A 16,210-nucleotide genomic window follows, 5' to 3' on the forward strand; every position below is an offset into this window, starting at 1 on the left:
GACGATACCTACTACAGCGTGTTCTCCGGACCCAGGACCGCCCACACCACCTTGCCGGACGTGTTGGGGGTGTTGCCCCACGCGCGACACAGCGCGGCGACGATCTGCAGCCCCGACGGCTGCGCATACGCTGCGACGCTCTCACGCACCCCCGCCGGACGGGGGTCCGCATCAGTGACCGCGACGGTCACCGTCGCGTCCTTGGCTTCGAGTCGCAGCGTGGGGCAGCTCTCGGTGTGCCGCAACACGTTCTCCACCAGCGTGGTCGCCACCACCTTGGCGGTCGGAATCAGCTCGGGCATCGACCACGCCGTCAGCCACTGCGCAATCAGCTCGCGGGTGCGCTGCAGGCTTGCTGCTTCGGCAAGCAGTACGGCGCGGGCCCGGCGGCGAACCGAGGTCGCGGGTTCGCCGGTCACCGCGGCCAGCGCACCGGACAGCGTCGGATGCACAGGCACGTACCGCGTCACCCCGTTGCGCGCGAGAGCCGAGCGGTCGTGGGCGGACTCGGACACCAACACGATCGGGACCTCGGGCCACCGGTCGACGTGCCACCGCGCGCTGGTGAACACCGCGAGTGCTGATTCCGCGGGCACCTGGAGGTCGGCGACATCGACGATGACGCCATGGGGTTCCTCGAGTGCGGCCTTGATGATCGCGTCGCGCAGGGGTCGGTATGTGCTGCTGTCCAGCACCCCGGTCGGCCGCAGCACTACCGCGTCGCCCACGGATTCGGCCGCCACCCGCAGGACACTTTCGTCAGAGGCCACCGGATTCACCCGTAGCCGGTGTCACCGCCAGTTGCTCGCCGAGCACCGTCGCCGCGCGGTCCGCCTCCTCGGCGGTCTGAAGGTAGCGCTCCTGCATCCCGCCGGGGCCGACGGTGTCGGCCAGCCGCCGCGACATCTTTGCTTTCTCGCGCAAGCTGCGCAGCGCCACCCACAGCGCGCCCTCGATCTCGTCGTCGCGTGCCTTCAGCAGCGCGTCGGCGGTCCAAGCATGCCCCACCCGACAGCGGTAGCTGCTCGGCCCGACCTCGATGAGCGAACCGTTGCAGTCGGGGCACACGTAGCCCGAGTGCGGGCCCAATTCCTCCGAGTCGAACGATGTCGAGAACCGGCGGCCCATGGCGATGCGGTTCTCCAGATCCATGGTGTTGTCCGGTTCCATGTCGCGGACCTCGATCTCTCGCTCGAGCAGTTTCATCAACAAGGGTCCGATGTCGCTGGCCGTCACCTGGTGGTCGGCCACCCCGGCGTCGATGGCATTGGTGGGCATCGCCGGAAACATCGCGTCGTCGGGACGCTGGACGATCGTGGTGCCGCCCCGAGAGCGGATGGCCGCGGCGCCGAGCACGCCATCGTCGAGTACCCCCGACAGCAGCACGCCGACGGCGTGAGGCCCGAAAGACAGTGCGACTGAACGGAAGAGCGCGTTCACCGCCGGACGGCGGCCGTTCTCGGTGGGGCCCTCCGAAAGCAGGATGTGACCGTCGGCGACCATCAGGTGACGGTCGGGCACACAGACGTAGATGTGCCCGGGCTTCAGCGCCGACCCGTCGGTGGCCGGTTCCGCAGGCAGCGGGCCTGCGCGGTCGAGGATCTTCGGCAGTACGCTCGGCGCCTCCGGCGGCATGTGCAGCACCACGAGGACGGCGTACGGCGCGTCCTGGGGCAGGTTCGCGACGAGGCGGGTGAGCGCCTCGACCCCACCGGCGGACGCCCCGACCGCCACCACCCGCAATTCGTCGTCCACCACTCCGGGCGGCTACCCGGCGATCGGCGGTGATAACCCTTTCAGACCTTCGCGATCACGTGCTCGGCGAATTTCTCGAGGTGCCGGATCTTGGTGTCGAGCGGTTCGGTGTCGGGACCGGTGATGTACGGGATCCGGAATCCGACGATGACGTCGGTGACACCCAGGTCCTCGAGGCGTTTGATGCCGTCGAGGCTGTAGGCGTCGGCGGAGATGACGTGGATCTCGAACGGGCCGGTGCGGCCCTCCTCCTCACGGATCTGCTTGAGCCGTTTGAGTAGAAGGTCGAGTTCCTCGGGCGAGCCGCCGCCGTGCATCCAACCGTCGTTGCGGGCGGCGCGCTTGAGTGCGGCGTCGGCGTGCCCGCCGATCAGGATCGGGATCGGCTCGGTGGGCGCCGGGGTCATCTTCGTTTTCGGGATGTCGTAGAACTCGCCGTGGAACTCGAAGTACTCGCCGGTGGTCAGGCCGCGGATGATCTCGATGCACTCGTCCATCCGCTTGCCGCGCTTGGCGAACGGCACGTCCATCAACTCGTAGTCCTCGGGCCAGGGGCTGGTGCCGACACCGAGACCGAGGCGGTTGCCGAACAGCGCCGCCAGCGACCCGGCCTGCTTGGCGACCAGTGCGGGCGGGCGGATCGGCAGCTTGAGCACGAAGAAGTTGAACCGCAGGGTCGTCGTCACCGCGCTGAGCGCGCCGGCGAGCACGAACGCCTCGATGAACGCCTTGCCGTCGAGGAATTCGCGGTTGCCGTCGAGGGTGTAGGGATATTTCGAGTAGGACTCAAAGGGGTAGGCGACGCTGTCGGCGATCGTCATCGCGTGATAGCCGGCGGCCTCGGCCGCCTGCGCCAGCGGCAGGTAGTAGGTGGGATCAGTCATCGCTTCGGCATAGGTGAACCGCACGCGGTCATACTAGAACGTGTTCTAGTCCAGGGTTTAGGGATTGGTGCGCCGGGAATCGCCGAGTGTGTGAGCGCAGCCAAGGCCATGTACAAACCCCTGTCGATCGTCAGCAGCGTCGTCGGCGGCCTGATCGCCGGCAAGATCTTCACCGAGATCTGGCAGCGGGTGAACCCGTCCGACGAAGAACCCGACCCGAAGGACCTCAGCCGCTCGACGCGTGAGGTGATGATCGCCGCCGCGCTGCAGGGCCTGCTCATCGGCGTGGTGCGCGCGGCGCTGGCCCGCGGCCAGGCGAAGGGCTTCCACGCGCTGACCAACGAGAACCCCGAGTAGCCGCGTGGCGAACCTCGTCGCCGACGCGATGGTCGCGCGGCTGCGCGACTGGGGGGTGACGCGGATCTTCGGCTACGCCGGCGACGGCGTCAACACGCTGCTCGGCGCCCTGGCGAGGGCGGGTGACCCCGAGTTCGTCTCGACCCGGCACGAGGAACTCGCGGCCTTCATGGCCTGCGGGCACGCCAAGTACACCGGCGAGGTCGGCGTCTGCCTGGCCACCCAGGGGCCCGGCGCGATCCATCTTCTCGCCGGCCTCTACGACGCGAAACTCGACCGTCGGCCGGTGGTGGCGATCGTCGGTCAGGTGGTGTCGACGGCGCTGGGCAGCGGCTATCTGCAGGAGGTCGACCTGCACACGTTGTTCAAGGACGTCTGCGCGCAGTATGTGCAGACCGTGTTCACGCCGGAGCAGATGCCCGCGGCGGTGGACAACGCGATGCGCACCGCGATCGCCACGTCGACCCCGACGTGTCTGATCGTGCCGCACGACGTCCAGAAGGCGTCGATGCCCGAGGAACTCGAGCACAGCCACGGAATCGTTCCGTCGTCGGCGGTCTACGCACGGCCGCACATCGTGGCCAGAGACGACGACGTCCGTCGCGCCGCCGAGGTGCTCAACGACGGCGCCAAGGTGGCGCTGCTGGTCGGCCGTGGCGCTGGGGGCGCCGAGGAGCAGATCCGCGACATCGTCGACGCGCTGGGCGCGGGCGCGACGACGTCGCTGCTGGGCAAGCCGGTGCTCGACGAGGCGGCGCCGTGGCACACCGGTGTGATGGGCCATCTCGGCACCACCGCGAGCGCCGAGTTGATGGCCGCCTGCGACACGCTGCTTATCGTCGGGAGCAACGACCCGTGGACGGAGTTCTACCCGAAACCCGGTCAGGCGCGGGCGGTTCAGGTCGACATCGAGCCGCGCGTGGTGGGCGCGAAGTATCCGATCGACGTGGCGGTGACCGGAGATGCGGCCGATGCACTGTCGCGGTTGCTGCCACTGCTGCGCCGCAAGGACGACCGGCAGTGGCAGCAGCAGGTCACGCAGTGGACCGAACGGTGGCACCGCGAATCCGCGCAACGTGCTGAGGTGCAGGGCGAATCGGCGAACCCGGAGTTCGTGGTGCGGGCGCTGTCCGAACACCTGCCGGGCGACGCGCGCGTCGCGGTCGACGTCGGGTCGGCGACGTACTGGTACGCCCGACACCTGCGGTTGCCGCGCGACGTGCCGGCCCACGTGTCGGGATACCTCGCGTCGATGGGGTGTGCGCTGCCGTACGGCGTCGCGGCCAAACTCGATGCCCCGGACCGCCCGGTGGTCGCGCTGGTCGGCGACGGCGCCATGCAGATGAGCGGGCTGCTCGAGCTCGTCACGCTGGCCGACCGGTGGCGTGACTGGGCGGATCCCCGGTTCGTGGTGCTGGTGCTGCACAACCGCGACCTGAGCGAAGTGTCCTGGGAACAGCGGGAAATGGAAGGCGACCCGCGGTTCTCGGCGTCACAGGACGTGCCGTCGTTCCCCTATGCGGACTACGCCCAGTTGCTGGGTCTGCGCGGAATCCGCATCACCGAGTCCGGCCAGGCGCACGAGGCGTGGCGACAGGCGCTCGAAGCGGACCGCCCGACCGTGATCGAGGCGCTCGTCGACCCCGCGACGCCGCTGCTGCCCCCGCTGATGCCATCATCGAAGACCGACACGGTACTCAGCGCGCTGAACGTCGAGTCCAACAGCGCTGCGGCGCAGCGGGTCACGGACCAGAGCGAAGGGCAATCCTAGATCTCGTACGGGGGAGCGCCGACACCGACGACGGTGTGGGTGCCCCAGGGCGTGATCTCGGTCAGCTGACCGTCAGCGCTGCGGTCCCCGATCAACAGACGTACCTTCTGCGGCAAGCGCGCCGGCGCGGCCAGGTCGAAAACCATTCCACGCCAGTGATACCGGCCGTCGATCGGATCGAGGTGACCGGTCAGGCGCACCCGCACCGGATGGTCGGTGTCGTCGAGCCGCGCGGCCGCCGGCCCGTCGTACACGGCGGTCATGCGGGCAGAAACCCGCTTCGGCGCCACATCCTGCGTGCGATGGGCCCGAGCAGCCCCACCTCGTCGAGGAACGCGGCCAGCGGAGCGAAGCCCGCGACCTGAGTCTCGATACGGTGCGGGCTGCGCCGCGCCATCCGTCGCGCCTGCCTGGCATCGAGCCCGACGCGGTGATACTGCACCTTGTTCGTGAACAGGAAACGGAAGAAGTAGCCGCCCAGCCCGTTGATATTGGACACCACGAACTTCGGCAGCGGGCGCATGTTCGGTACCCGCCTGCGCAGCCCGTCGCGGGCGAACTGGATGTGCCGGGCCTCCTCGGTGACGTGAATCCGCATAAGCCGCTGCACGATCGGCTGCAGCTCATCGTCGTCCATCATCCTGCGCTGCAGCGAGTCGAAGATCTCCTCGCCGATCAGCGCCGCCACCCACAGCGCCGCACCCTGGAACGCGAACGGCAGCGCGTTGATGATCACGCGCTGATACCACCTGGGCCACACCGGCTTTGCCCCGACGCGTTCGATCGCCTTGCCGAACATCACCATGTGGCGGGTCTCGTCGCCGAGTTCGGTCAACTCGTAGTGGGTGGCGCTGGCGGTCGGGTCCTGGTGCATCATCTTGCGCAGCAGCGACTGGTTGAGGATGTTCTCGAACCAGATGCCCGCCGACAGCGTGTTGACCAGTTCTTGACGGCTCAGTTCGATCTGCTGCTCGCGTGTCATCGCGTCCCACAGCGGGGTGCCGTACAGCGAGACGACCTTGGGCGGCAGGAAGAACTTGTCGGGGTCCAGCGGGGCGTCCCAGTCGATGTCGACGACGGGCGCGTAGGACCGCTTCACCGAACCTCGCAGCAGGCGTTCGGAGGACTCGTTGCGAGTGGGGCTCGGCGCTGAGCTGGTCATCGTTGACGTCCCTTCCGTGACGGTTCACCCAAGGTATGCAGCGATGTTGAGTTAGTCAATACCCGCGGTACCGCATACTGCGGGTAACACGCCGTTTCGGTCCGTCGCTCCCGGGTATCGGGGTGGCATGCAGACCGATGAGGCCACGAAGGCGGGCTCCCCGCCGGATCCGGACGACCCGCGCAAACCGGATTCGCCGACCGACCTGACCCGGCCGTCGCTGCTCTACGCCATGCGCAAGGCCGTCCGCGAGTTCCAGCACGACGAGTGCACCGACCTGGCCGCGGCGCTGACCTACTACGCGGTGCTGTCCATCTTCCCGGCGCTCGTCGTCGTGGTGTCCCTGCTCGGTGTGTTCGGCCAGGGGCGGCGCACCGTCGACGCCCTGCTCGACATCGCCGACGACGTGGCGCCGGCATCCGCGCTGGACACCCTGCGGCCGACGATCGAGCAGCTGGTGGCCTCGCCGTCGGCGGGGTTCGCGCTCGTCGTCGGCATCGTCGGCGCGCTGTGGTCGGCATCGGGGTTCGTCGGCGCGTTCGGGCGGGCGATGAACCGCATCTACGAGATCGAGGAAGGCCGGCCGGTGTGGAAACTGCGCCCGGTGCAGCTGCTGCTGACGCTGGCCGGGTTGGTGATGGCCGCCGCCGTGGTGTTCATGCTGGCGGTCAGCGGCCCGGTGGCCCAGGCACTCGGCGACGCGGTTGGGCTGGGCGACGCCGCGGTCACCGTCTGGAACATCGCCCGCTGGCCGCTGATCCTGCTGTGCGTCGTGCTCGCGGTGGCGATCCTGTACTACGTAACTCCCAACGTCGAACAACCGAAGTTCCGGTGGATCAGCGGCGGCGCCGCGCTGGCGATCGTGGTGTGGTTGGTGGCGTCGCTGCTGTTCGGCCTCTACGTCGCGAACTTCAGCAGCTACAACAAGACCTATGGGGCACTGGCCGGCGTCATCGTGTTCCTGCTGTGGCTGTGGATCACCAACCTGGCGTTGTTGTTCGGCGCCGAGGTGGACGCCGAGGTGGAACGCAGCAGGCAACTGCAGGCCGGCATGCCCGCCGAACACGAACTGCAGCTCCCGCCGAAGGACACCCGCAACCTGCGCAAGGAGGAGGCCGCGGCCGAGAAGGACGTCAAGCGGGCGCGCAAGCTTCGCTTTTCGCGGGGCCGCAAGCACTGACGGCATACTCTGCGGCGTGACCCGTCGAATTCACGTCATCGGCATCGGGGCGGGCGACCCGGACCACGTGACCGCGCAGGCGGTCACCGCGCTCAACGACACCCAGGTGTTCTTCGCGATGGACAAGGGCGCCCAGAAGGACGACCTGGTCGCGTTGCGGCGCGAGATCTGCCGTCGGTTCATCCGCGAACCCGGCTACCGGTTCGTCGCGCTGCCCGACCCGCCGCGCGCCAAGGACGGCGACTATCGGCAGGCGGTCGCCGACTGGCATGCCGCGCGGGCCCGCATGTGGGCGGACGCGATCACCGCCGAACTCGGGCCCGACGGTGTCGGCGCCTTTCTGGCGTGGGGTGATCCGTCGCTGTACGACAGCACCCTGCGGATACTGGAAACGGTTGCCGGGCAAGTCGACATCGACTACGACGTGATCCCCGGCGTCACCGCGATCCAGGCCCTGACCGCGCGGCACCGTATCCCGCTCAACGATGTCGGCGAACCGGTGCTGATCACCACCGGCAGGCAGCTGCGCGAGCACGGGCTGGCCGGGAGCGCGGTGGTGATGCTCGACGCCGACTGTTCGTTTCTGACCTGCCCCGCGTCGACTCGCATCTGGTGGGGCGCCTACCTCGGCACACCGCACGAGATCTTGATGTCCGGCACGGTCGGTGAGATCGGCGACGAGATCGCGCGGCTGCGCGCCGACGCCAGGGCCCGGCACGGCTGGATCATGGACACCTACCTGCTGCGTTCGGCACACTGACCGCACGACCGGCTTCCTGCTGCGTGCCGCGCTGACCGGATTCGCACTGTGGGTGGTGACGCTGATCGTGCCCGGCATCCGGTTCGTCGGCGCCGAATCCCGGCTCGCCGAGATCGGCATCGTCTTCGTCGTCGCGGTGATCTTCGGTTTGGTCAACGCGATCATCAAGCCGATCGTGCAGATCATCTCGATCCCGCTCTACATCGTCACGCTCGGGCTGTTCCACATCGTCATCAATGCGTTCATGCTGTGGATCACCTCGTGGATCACCGAGCACACCACGCACTGGGGACTGTTCATCGACGACTTCTGGTGGACGGCGATCTGGGCCGCGATCGTGTTGTCGATCGTGAGCTGGGCGCTGTCTCTCGTTACCGGCGGCCTCGGACGGCGCTGACCGGCACACTGGAACCATGCCCGAACTGCCCGAAGTCGAAGCGCTCGCGGACCACCTGCGCCGTCACGCCGTCGGCCTGACCGTCGCCCGCATCGACGTCTCCGCGCTGTCGGTGCTCAAGACCTTCGACCCGACGCTGACCGCGCTGCACGGCCAGACCGTGACCGGCGCCGACCGGTGGGGCAAGTACCTCGGACTGGCGGCGGGCGGCCTGCACCTGATCACGCATCTGTCGCGGGCGGGGTGGCTGCGGTGGTCGGACAAGCTGGCCGCCGCACCGCTGAAACCGGGCAAGGGGCCGATCGCGCTGCGGGTGCATCTCGGCACACCGGGGGAGGGTGCGGGTTTCGACCTCACCGAGGCAGGCACCCAGAAACGGCTGGCGGTGTGGCTCGTCGACGACCCGGCCAAGGTGCCCGGCATCGCGACGCTCGGTCCGGACGCGCTGTCGCTGGGCCTCGAGGACCTGGCCGGCGTGCTGGCGGGCAACAGCGGGCGGATCAAGACCGTCATCACCGACCAGAAGGTCATCGCCGGCATCGGCAACGCCTACAGCGACGAGATCCTGCATGTCGCGCGGCTTTCGCCGTTCGCGACCGCGGGCAAGCTCACCGACGCGCAGTTGTCCTCGTTGCACGACGCGATGATCGGCGTGCTCAGCGACGCAGTGACCCGTTCGGTCGGGCAGCAGGCGGCGACGCTGAAAGGCGAGAAGCGCTCGGGGTTGCGGGTGCACGCCAGGACCGGTCTGCCGTGCCCGGTCTGCGGGGATACCGTGCGCGAAGTGTCGTTCGCGGACAAGTCATTTCAGTACTGCCCGACGTGTCAGACCGGCGGCAAGATCCTCGCCGACCGGCGGATGTCGCGGCTGCTCAAATGACCCGGCAGTACGAGCGGGTGGCCGACGCCAGCGCCTGACGGAACAGCGGGTCGAACCGGCGGGCGTCGCCGACGGCCTGCGTAGCCGTCGACAGAGCCGCCGCGCAGCCGGGGCTGTGCAGCGAATTCCATTGCGCGGCGATCTCTTCGACCATGGTCTTGTTCAACCGGTCGATCTGCCCGCGCGACTCGGCCAGGTCCGGAGCCGTCGTCGGCGCGGTGGCGGGATCGAACTTCCACTGCCCGAACCGGGTGTACTCGATGCCTTCGGTCGCATCGATCTGGTTGCGGAAGACGTCCCGGACGTACTGCCGGTCGATGCCGCGGGCGTCGGCCTCGGCGGCGACGTCGTCGAGCACCTTGTCGGCGCGCGGCTTGTCGGTGAGCGGGCCGCCGTTGATCCACTTGGCGGCGGCGACGGGGTCGGCGGTCTCGAGCCGTTGCGCCGCGGCGTCCACCAGCCGGTACAGCGGGCTCACAGGTTGCGCGCCCGCCGTCGCTTGCGGGAGTGCGAAAGACAGGGTGGCCAGCAGGAGGACCGTCGTCCGCAGTATGAGCATCCGCCCATTCTGACCCCGCGAACCTTGCCATAACCTGTGAGGGTGATTCGGCAGAAGATCTTGATCACCGGCGCCAGCTCCGGGCTGGGCGCGGGCATGGCGCGGGCATTCGCCGCAAAGGGGCGCGACCTGGCGCTGTGTGCCCGGCGCACCGACCGCCTCGACGAGCTCAAGGCCGAGCTGCTCGAGCGGCATCCCGGCATCACCGTCGCCGTCGCCGCGCTCGACGTCAACGATCACGAGCAGGTGCCCAAGGTGTTCGAGGCGCTCTCCGATGAACTCGGCGGGATCGACCGCGTCATCGTCAACGCCGGCATCGGCAAGGGCGCCCGGCTCGGGTCCGGGAAGCTGTGGGCGAACAAGGCCACGATCGAGACCAATCTCGTTGCGGCGCTTGTCCAGATCGAGACCGCGCTCGAGATGTTCAAGGACGCCGGCGACGGCCACCTGGTGCTGGTGTCCTCGGTGCTGGGCAACAAGGGGGTGCCGGGGGTGAAGGCGGCCTACGCGGCGAGCAAGGCCGGCGTGTCCTCACTCGGGGAGTCGCTGCGGGCGGAGTATGCGCGTGGGCCCATCGCGGTGACCGTTCTCGAACCGGGTTATATCGAATCCGAGATGACCGCCAAAGCCGCGTCGACGAACTTGATGGTGGACAACGAGACTGGTGTCCGGGCGATGGTCGACGCGATCGAGCGCGAGCGCGGACGCGCCGCAGTGCCGTGGTGGCCGTGGGCCCCGCTGGTCCAGCTGATGCGGGTGCTGCCGCCGCGGCTGACGAAGCCGTTCGCCTAAGCCTCCGTGTAGAGGCCGCCGCTACGGGGTAAACCGCAGCGCTGGTGTCTACGGGAGGTTTCGATGAGGGTGCTGTTGACCGGGGGGACCGGTTTTGTCGGGGCGTGGACGGCAAAGGCCGTCGCCGATGCGGGCCACCAGGTGAGGTTCCTGGTGCGTGATCCGGCCCGATTGGAGACCAGCGCCGCGCAGCTCGGGATCGACACCGGCGACTTCGCCGTCGGCGACATCTCCGACGCCGAGTCGACGGCCGCGGCGATGGACGGGTGTGACGCCGTAATCCATTCGGCGGCAATGGTTTCGATCGACTCGCGACAAGCCGACGTGATGCTCGAGACCAACCTCAGCGGTGCCCACAATGTGCTCGGCCAGGCGGCCGACCGCGGGCTGGACCCGATCGTGCACGTCTCGAGTTTCAGTGCGCTGTTCCGTCCCGGCTGCCGCGTGCTGCACGCCGATCTGCCGGTGGTCGGCGGGAGCGACGGCTACGGCAAGTCCAAGGCGGCGGTGGAGAAGTATGCCCGCGAACTGCAGGAGCAGGGTGCGCCGGTCACCATCACCTATCCGGGCATGGTGCTGGGGCCGCCGGCGGGCAAGCAGTTCGGCGAGGCGGCGGAAGGGGTCGAAGCGGCGGTGCGGATGCGCGGGGTTCCCGGTCGCGGCGCCGCGTGGACCGTGGTCGACGTGCGCGACCTCGCCGCATTGCACGCGGCGCTGCTCGAGCCCGGCAAAGGTCCGCGCCGATACATGGCCGGCGGCAAGCGGGTTGCGCTCGCCGAGCTCGCAACGATGATCGGACACGCAGCGGGGCAAACACTTCGGGTGTACCCCGTGCCAGATGTGCTCCTGCGCAACGTCGGACGGCTCATGGACGTGGTCGGACCGTATCTGCCGCTCGACGCGCCGGTCACCGGGGCGGCGATGCAGTACTACACCCAGATGCCCTCGTGTGACGACTCTCCCAGCGAAACCGAGCTCGGCATCAGCTACCGCGATCCGCAGGAAACGCTGGCGGACACCGTTTCCGGGCTGCGGCGCGTCGGCCGATTGTGAGCGTCCTCATGAGACACACAGGAACTCGGAGGTTTCGTCGACCGGACGCGGTGGTAGCCCTAAGGACATGAACGTGAAGATGATGAAGATGACGCCTCTGTTGTTCGCGGGTGCAGCGGCAGCCGCCATCGCCGCCGCGCCGATCGCTGGTGCGCAGCCCGCTCCTCCGCCGCCGTGCCTGAATGCCGACGGCACTCCCTGCGCGGGTCTCGGCAACATCGAAGCCGGCCCCGGTGGCGGTGCCGACGTGAACATCCCCAACGGCCCGCAGGGCACCGCTGATGGTGGCGGCGCGTCCGGTGTGATTCCGGGTGGCCCCGGCGGTACGGCTGGTCCCGGCGGCGCGAGCGGTTCACTCGCCCCGAACGGTCCCGGCGGCACGGCCGGCCCCGGTGGAGCCGCCGGATGCCTGCCGAACGTCGGCTGCATCAACATTCCGGTTGGCTGAGGTCTGACCTCTCCCTGACCGCCCGCAAGCGGCGCGCACTCCCTCGGGAGTGCGCGCCGTTTTGCCTTTCGGGGCACGTCGCGAAATCACTTCTGTCTCTTTGGTTTCAGAGGTCACATCGCCAGGTCGGTTTGTCGGTGGGTCGAACTAGTGTTCGAAGTATGGAGTCGGGCCGGGTCAGCGAGCGGATCGCGGCGTTGCGCCGCGAGGTCGATGCGCTGATGGCCGAGCCCCTCGATGCCTTGAGCACTGCGCAGGTGTTGGCGGCGACCGCGGAGTGGGAGTCGTTTGTGCGCGCGTCGGCGATGGTGAGGCATCACCTGGTGGCGCAGTTGGGCCGCGCACCGGTTACCGAGCTGGGGGAGTCCAGTGTGGGTCGGGCGCTGTCGACGTTGTTGCGGATCTCGGTCGCGCAGGGCAATCAGCGGGTGGCCGAGGCCAAACAGTTGGCCCCGCGGGTCACGATGACCGGTGAGCGGTTGGCCCCGGTGCTCGCGAACACGGCTGCAGCGGTGCGGCAAGGGTTGATCGGTGCTGAGCATGTACGGGTGATCCGCAAGTTCTTCGATCGCCAGATCCCGCGGTCGGTGGGCTTTGATGTGCGCGAGGCCGCCGAAGCACACTTGGCTGACCTGGCGGGTGGGCTGGATCCGCAACAGCTGGGTCAGGCCGCCAAGCGGTTGGCTCAGCACATCGATCAAGACGGTGAGTTCTGCGAGGAGTTGGTCAAGCAAAAGCGTGGGATCTGGTTCAGCAAGCAGCGCCCCGATGGCAGCAGCGAGATCCACGGCACCGTCGATGCGGCGACGCGGGCGTGGATCGAAGCGGGCTGGGCGATCTACGGCATCTACGGCGCCCCGGGCAGCAACAACCCCGACGCCCCGGACGTCGAACCCGCCCCCGAGCCCGGCGACGACCCCGCCGAACCCTCAGCGGACGTCGTGGTCACCGATACCCGCACGCGGGCGCAGCGCAATCACGATGCGATGGGCGCGATGTGCCGAGATCTGCTGGCGTTGCGGGGCCGCAGCACCCATAACGGGTTGCCGGCCACCGTCGTCATCACCGCGACCCTGCAGGACTTGCAGGCCGCGGCGGGGCACGGGGTGACCGCGGGCGGGACCCTGGTGCCGATGCGCGACGTGATCGCGATGGCCGCTGACGCGCACAACTATCTGGCGGTGTTCGACCAGCACACCAGCCAACCGCTCTACCTCGGGCGGGCGCGCCGGTGTGCCAGCACCGCGCAGCGGTTGATGCTGTTCGGCCGCGAGCGTGGCTGCACCAGACCCGGCTGCACCGCGGCGGCCTATGAAACCCAGGTCCACCACGCGGTCACCGACTGGGCCGACGGCGGGCGCACCGACATCACCGAACTCACCCTGGCCTGCGGGCCCCACAACCGCTCAGTGAAACCCGGCGGCTGGCGCACCGGCAAACGCCGCGACTTCCGCACCGAATGGCTACCCCCACCACAGCTCGACACCGGCCAAGCCCGGGTCAACAACTACCACCACCCCGAGCGCTACCTGATCCCCGACGACGGCGCCGACGGTGACGCCGGCGACGGCGACGGCGAAAGACCCAGCCCCAGCGACCCTGACCGCGACGCCAGCTGACGCCGCGGAGCGCCACCCTGCGCATATGTCATATACCCTTGACGAATCGTTGGGTTTTCCTAACACTGTGTTGTATGAGTCCGGTGAGAAGGGGCAAGACGCTCCCGATCCACAACCGCATCGGCGTGCTGCGCGCCGAGCGACGGATGACGCGGGCCGAACTCGCGGCGCTGATCGACGTCAACCCGCAGACCGTGGGCGCGCTGGAACGGGGCGATCACTACCCGAGCCTCGATCTGGCGTTCCGCATCTGCGACGTGTTCGGACTGCCCGTCGAGGCGGTGTTCTCCCGCGAGGAGTTCACCCCGCTGTCCACCGAGCTCTACCGAAATCCGCGACTGCAAGGAGGCGACCGAGATGTCCCCGTCGACCCGGCAAGCTGATCGAAACCTGATCGACCGATACCAGGACTTCCGCACCCGGCGCTTCCTCAAACACGAACGCACCTACGCCAATTCACTGCCGCGGTGGCGTACTCAACGCCGGCGTCGGATGCTCGTCGTCGTCATGGCGGCGACCCTGGCCGTCATGCTCTGCGTCAGTGTGGTGTGCGCCTTCGGATTTCGACAGGCCGCGCTCATCTGGCTGCCTGCCACCCTGATCTTCTTCCCGACATTCCTCGTGTTGCAGATCGTGTCCGGCCGCCAGGGTGACGCCCCGCAGGGAGTGCTCGACGAGTACGAGATCCAACAGCGCAACAGCGCCCGGTCCATCGGCCTGACGGTGACCCAGAACCTGATGCTGGTGCCGATCCTCTACCTGATCGTGCTGTCGGTGAACATGCGGACCGCCGACGCCGACGCCGTACGCGACATGGCGTACGCCGGAGGTCTGATGGCGCTGGCCGTGCTGCTGATCGGCGGATGCCTGCCCGTGATGATCCTCGGCTGGAGCCGACCGGACCCCGACGCCTAGGCGGACCTGCCGCGCTCGGTGCGATACCTGCGCACCAGCGCGTCGGTCGACGAGTCCGACTGCTCGGCCGGCGAGTCGTCGCCGGTGATCACCGGCAGCAGCGCCTTGGCCTGTGTCTTGCCGAGTTCGACACCCCACTGGTCGAACGAGTCGATGCCCCCGATGACGCCCTCGGTGAACACCTGATGCTCGTACAGTGCGATCAACTGCCCCAGCACCGACGGTGTCAGCCGGGTCGCCAGAATCGACGTCGACGGCCGGTTGCCCGGCATCACCTTGTGCGCCACCACATGTGGCGGAGTGCCCTCGGCGGCGATCTCCTCGGCGGTCTTGCCGAATGCGAGCACCTGCGTCTGCGCGAAGAAGTTGCTCATCAGCAGGTCGTGCATGCTGCCGGTGCCGTCGCCGGTCGGCAGGTCGTCGGTCGGCTGCGAGAAGCCGAGGAAGTCCGCGGGCACCAGCCGCGTACCTTGATGCAGCAACTGGTAGAACGCGTGCTGGCCGTTGGTTCCCGGTTCGCCCCAGAAGATCTCGCCCGTGCTCGTCGTCACCGGTGATCCGTCCGCGCGCACCGACTTGCCGTTGGACTCCATGGTCAGCTGCTGCAGATATGCGGCGAACCGCGCGAGGTCGTTCGAATACGGCAGCACCGCACGGGTTTCCGCCCCGAAGAACTCGTTGTACCAGAGCCCGATCAGCCCCAGCAGCACCGGCACATTGGCTTCCAGCGGCGCCGTGCGGAAATGCTCGTCGACGATGTGGAAACCGGACAGGAACTCGCCGAACCGTTCACGGCCGATCACCGCCATCACGCTCAGGCCGATCGCGCTGTCCACCGAGTAGCGACCCCCGACCCAGTCCCAGAACCCGAACATGTTGTCGGTGTTGATGCCGAAGTCGTCGACCAGCTTCTTGTTCGTCGACACCGCCACGAAATGCTTGGCCACCGCGGCATCACCCAGCGCGTCGGTCAACCACCGGCGCGCCGCCATCGCGTTGGTCAGCGTCTCGAGCGTGGAGAACGTCTTCGACGCCACGATGAAAAGCGTTGTCGCCGGGTCGAGCCCGTCGAGCTTGGCCACCAGGTCGGCCGGGTCGACGTTGGACACGAACCGTGCCGAGATCCCCGCATCCCCGTAGTGCCGCAACGCCAGCGTCGCCATCGCCGGGCCGAGATCGGATCCGCCGATGCCGATGTTGACGACCGTCGTGATCCGTTGGCCCGTCGCCCCCGTCCACTCGCCGCTGCGCAGCCGGTCGGTGAAGTCGCCCATCCGATCGAGGACCTCGTGCACGTCGGCGACGACGTTCTGCCCGTCGACCACCAACTCCGCGTCGCGCGGCAACCGCAGCGCGGTGTGCAGCACCGCCCGGTCCTCCGACGTGTTGATGTGCGCGCCCGAGAACATCGCGTCCCGGCGCTGCTCGAGCCCGGCCGCCCGCGCCAACTCCACCAGCAACCCGAGCGTCTCGCGGGTGACGCGGTGCTTGCTGTAGTCGACGTAGAGGTCGCCCACGGTTGCGGCCATCTCGGTGCCGCGAGCCGGGTCGTCGGCGAACAACTCACGCAGGTGCTTGTCGCCGATCTGATCGTGGTGGCGTTGCAGGGCCTGCCAGGCGGGGGTCGAGGCGATATCGCTACTCATGTGCACGACCCTAATGCGGCGATTTGACCAAA

At 68.3% G+C, this 16,210-nt stretch carries 19 protein-coding genes; 12 read left to right on the forward strand and 7 right to left on the reverse strand.

Annotated elements, in window-relative coordinates:
- Positions 1 to 11: 11 nt before the first annotated feature.
- From BLW81_RS12245 to BLW81_RS12255, 3 genes are read right to left on the reverse strand one after another with little or no spacing between them, the layout of a single operon-like run.
- The gene (locus tag BLW81_RS12245) at positions 12 to 770 is read right to left on the reverse strand and encodes an STAS domain-containing protein (RefSeq protein WP_083410486.1); all 759 of its coding nucleotides are present in this window, start codon (positions 768 to 770) and stop codon (positions 12 to 14) included.
- Positions 760 to 1,758: a chemotaxis protein CheB gene (locus BLW81_RS12250; protein ID WP_083407412.1), complete on the reverse strand. Its 999-nt coding sequence runs from the start codon at positions 1,756 to 1,758 to the stop codon at positions 760 to 762. The genes BLW81_RS12245 and BLW81_RS12250 overlap by 11 nt, the downstream gene beginning before the upstream one ends.
- A 38-nt stretch (positions 1,759 to 1,796) precedes the next feature.
- The gene (locus BLW81_RS12255; protein WP_083407413.1) at positions 1,797 to 2,663 is read right to left on the reverse strand and encodes an LLM class flavin-dependent oxidoreductase; all 867 of its coding nucleotides are present in this window, start codon (positions 2,661 to 2,663) and stop codon (positions 1,797 to 1,799) included.
- A 66-nt stretch (positions 2,664 to 2,729) separates the two neighbouring features.
- On the opposite strand from BLW81_RS12255, the gene BLW81_RS12260 reads away from it, so the two are divergent.
- The gene (locus tag BLW81_RS12260) at positions 2,730 to 2,996 is read left to right on the forward strand and encodes a DUF4235 domain-containing protein (RefSeq protein ID WP_083407414.1); all 267 of its coding nucleotides are present in this window, start codon (positions 2,730 to 2,732) and stop codon (positions 2,994 to 2,996) included.
- A 4-nt stretch (positions 2,997 to 3,000) separates the two neighbouring features.
- The gene (locus BLW81_RS12265) at positions 3,001 to 4,767 is read left to right on the forward strand and encodes a thiamine pyrophosphate-requiring protein (protein ID WP_083407415.1); all 1,767 of its coding nucleotides are present in this window, start codon (positions 3,001 to 3,003) and stop codon (positions 4,765 to 4,767) included.
- On the opposite strand, the gene BLW81_RS12270 is transcribed toward BLW81_RS12265, so the two are convergent.
- On the reverse strand, positions 4,764 to 5,030 hold the full coding sequence (locus tag BLW81_RS12270; RefSeq protein WP_173839611.1) for a DUF4873 domain-containing protein: 267 nt from the start codon (positions 5,028 to 5,030) through the stop codon (positions 4,764 to 4,766). The genes BLW81_RS12265 and BLW81_RS12270 overlap by 4 nt on opposite strands.
- Positions 5,027 to 5,929, reverse strand: a complete 903-nt coding sequence (locus BLW81_RS12275; protein ID WP_083407417.1) for an AurF N-oxygenase family protein — start codon at positions 5,927 to 5,929, stop codon at positions 5,027 to 5,029. Before BLW81_RS12275 ends, BLW81_RS12270 begins: the two co-directional genes overlap by 4 nt.
- A 127-nt stretch (positions 5,930 to 6,056) precedes the next feature.
- On the opposite strand from BLW81_RS12275, the gene BLW81_RS12280 reads away from it, so the two are divergent.
- From BLW81_RS12280 to BLW81_RS12295, 4 genes are read left to right on the forward strand one after another with little or no spacing between them, the layout of a single operon-like run.
- Positions 6,057 to 7,109: a YihY/virulence factor BrkB family protein gene (locus BLW81_RS12280; RefSeq protein WP_083407418.1), complete on the forward strand. Its 1,053-nt coding sequence runs from the start codon at positions 6,057 to 6,059 to the stop codon at positions 7,107 to 7,109.
- Between the two features lie 16 nt (positions 7,110 to 7,125).
- Entirely contained in the window at positions 7,126 to 7,869 is a 744-nt protein-coding gene (gene cobF / locus BLW81_RS12285) for a precorrin-6A synthase (deacetylating) (RefSeq protein WP_083407419.1), read from the forward strand.
- A 16-nt stretch (positions 7,870 to 7,885) separates the two neighbouring features.
- Positions 7,886 to 8,266 carry a phage holin family protein gene (locus BLW81_RS12290; RefSeq protein WP_083410487.1) on the forward strand — a complete coding sequence of 127 codons (381 nt, stop codon included), beginning with the start codon at positions 7,886 to 7,888 and terminating at the stop codon, positions 8,264 to 8,266.
- 16 nt (positions 8,267 to 8,282) lie between these two features.
- A complete protein-coding gene (locus BLW81_RS12295; protein ID WP_083407420.1) occupies positions 8,283 to 9,146 on the forward strand; it encodes an Fpg/Nei family DNA glycosylase in 864 nt (287 codons plus the stop codon).
- On the opposite strand, the gene BLW81_RS12300 is transcribed toward BLW81_RS12295, so the two are convergent.
- Positions 9,139 to 9,705, reverse strand: a complete 567-nt coding sequence (locus tag BLW81_RS12300; RefSeq protein WP_083407421.1) for a chorismate mutase — start codon at positions 9,703 to 9,705, stop codon at positions 9,139 to 9,141. The two genes, BLW81_RS12295 and BLW81_RS12300, sit on opposite strands and share 8 nt — an antisense overlap.
- Positions 9,706 to 9,747: 42 nt before the next feature.
- Here BLW81_RS12300 and BLW81_RS12305 point away from each other — a divergent pair, with 42 nt between their 5' ends.
- From BLW81_RS12305 to BLW81_RS12330, 6 genes are all read left to right on the forward strand, one after another.
- The gene (locus BLW81_RS12305; protein ID WP_083407422.1) at positions 9,748 to 10,497 is read left to right on the forward strand and encodes an SDR family oxidoreductase; all 750 of its coding nucleotides are present in this window, start codon (positions 9,748 to 9,750) and stop codon (positions 10,495 to 10,497) included.
- A 63-nt stretch (positions 10,498 to 10,560) separates the two neighbouring features.
- Positions 10,561 to 11,550 carry an SDR family NAD(P)-dependent oxidoreductase gene (locus BLW81_RS12310; RefSeq protein WP_083407423.1) on the forward strand — a complete coding sequence of 330 codons (990 nt, stop codon included), beginning with the start codon at positions 10,561 to 10,563 and terminating at the stop codon, positions 11,548 to 11,550.
- 67 nt (positions 11,551 to 11,617) lie between these two features.
- On the forward strand, positions 11,618 to 11,998 hold the full coding sequence (locus BLW81_RS12315; protein ID WP_083407424.1) for a hypothetical protein: 381 nt from the start codon (positions 11,618 to 11,620) through the stop codon (positions 11,996 to 11,998).
- A gap of 161 nt (positions 11,999 to 12,159) precedes the next feature.
- Positions 12,160 to 13,617 (forward strand): HNH endonuclease signature motif containing protein, encoded by a 1,458-nt coding sequence (locus BLW81_RS12320; RefSeq protein WP_083407425.1) that lies wholly within the window; start codon positions 12,160 to 12,162, stop codon positions 13,615 to 13,617.
- 74 nt (positions 13,618 to 13,691) lie between these two features.
- The gene (locus BLW81_RS12325; protein ID WP_083407426.1) at positions 13,692 to 14,000 is read left to right on the forward strand and encodes a helix-turn-helix transcriptional regulator; all 309 of its coding nucleotides are present in this window, start codon (positions 13,692 to 13,694) and stop codon (positions 13,998 to 14,000) included.
- On the forward strand, positions 13,975 to 14,532 hold the full coding sequence (locus BLW81_RS12330) for a hypothetical protein (protein ID WP_083407427.1): 558 nt from the start codon (positions 13,975 to 13,977) through the stop codon (positions 14,530 to 14,532). The genes BLW81_RS12325 and BLW81_RS12330 overlap by 26 nt, the downstream gene beginning before the upstream one ends.
- On the opposite strand, the gene pgi is transcribed toward BLW81_RS12330, so the two are convergent.
- On the reverse strand, positions 14,529 to 16,178 hold the full coding sequence (pgi, locus tag BLW81_RS12335; RefSeq protein ID WP_083407428.1) for a glucose-6-phosphate isomerase: 1,650 nt from the start codon (positions 16,176 to 16,178) through the stop codon (positions 14,529 to 14,531). The genes BLW81_RS12330 and pgi overlap by 4 nt on opposite strands.
- Positions 16,179 to 16,210 lie beyond the last annotated feature (32 nt).

This window comes from Mycolicibacterium rutilum (assembly GCF_900108565.1).
Lineage (GTDB): Bacteria > Actinomycetota > Actinomycetes > Mycobacteriales > Mycobacteriaceae > Mycobacterium > Mycobacterium rutilum.

Coding starts and splice junctions, on each gene's coding strand:
- BLW81_RS12275 (WP_083407417.1), bottom strand. CDS start 5,929: ATGACCAGCTCAGCGCCGAGCCCCACTCGCAACGAGTCCTCCGAACGC.
- BLW81_RS12270 (WP_173839611.1), bottom strand. CDS start 5,030: ATGACCGCCGTGTACGACGGGCCGGCGGCCGCGCGGCTCGACGACACC.
- BLW81_RS12280 (WP_083407418.1), top strand. CDS start 6,057: ATGCAGACCGATGAGGCCACGAAGGCGGGCTCCCCGCCGGATCCGGAC.
- BLW81_RS12320 (WP_083407425.1), top strand. CDS start 12,160: ATGGAGTCGGGCCGGGTCAGCGAGCGGATCGCGGCGTTGCGCCGCGAG.
- BLW81_RS12310 (WP_083407423.1), top strand. CDS start 10,561: ATGAGGGTGCTGTTGACCGGGGGGACCGGTTTTGTCGGGGCGTGGACG.
- BLW81_RS12325 (WP_083407426.1), top strand. CDS start 13,692: ATGAGTCCGGTGAGAAGGGGCAAGACGCTCCCGATCCACAACCGCATC.
- BLW81_RS12295 (WP_083407420.1), top strand. CDS start 8,283: ATGCCCGAACTGCCCGAAGTCGAAGCGCTCGCGGACCACCTGCGCCGT.
- BLW81_RS12300 (WP_083407421.1), bottom strand. CDS start 9,705: ATGCTCATACTGCGGACGACGGTCCTCCTGCTGGCCACCCTGTCTTTC.
- BLW81_RS12315 (WP_083407424.1), top strand. CDS start 11,618: ATGAACGTGAAGATGATGAAGATGACGCCTCTGTTGTTCGCGGGTGCA.
- BLW81_RS12330 (WP_083407427.1), top strand. CDS start 13,975: ATGTCCCCGTCGACCCGGCAAGCTGATCGAAACCTGATCGACCGATAC.
- pgi (WP_083407428.1), bottom strand. CDS start 16,178: ATGAGTAGCGATATCGCCTCGACCCCCGCCTGGCAGGCCCTGCAACGC.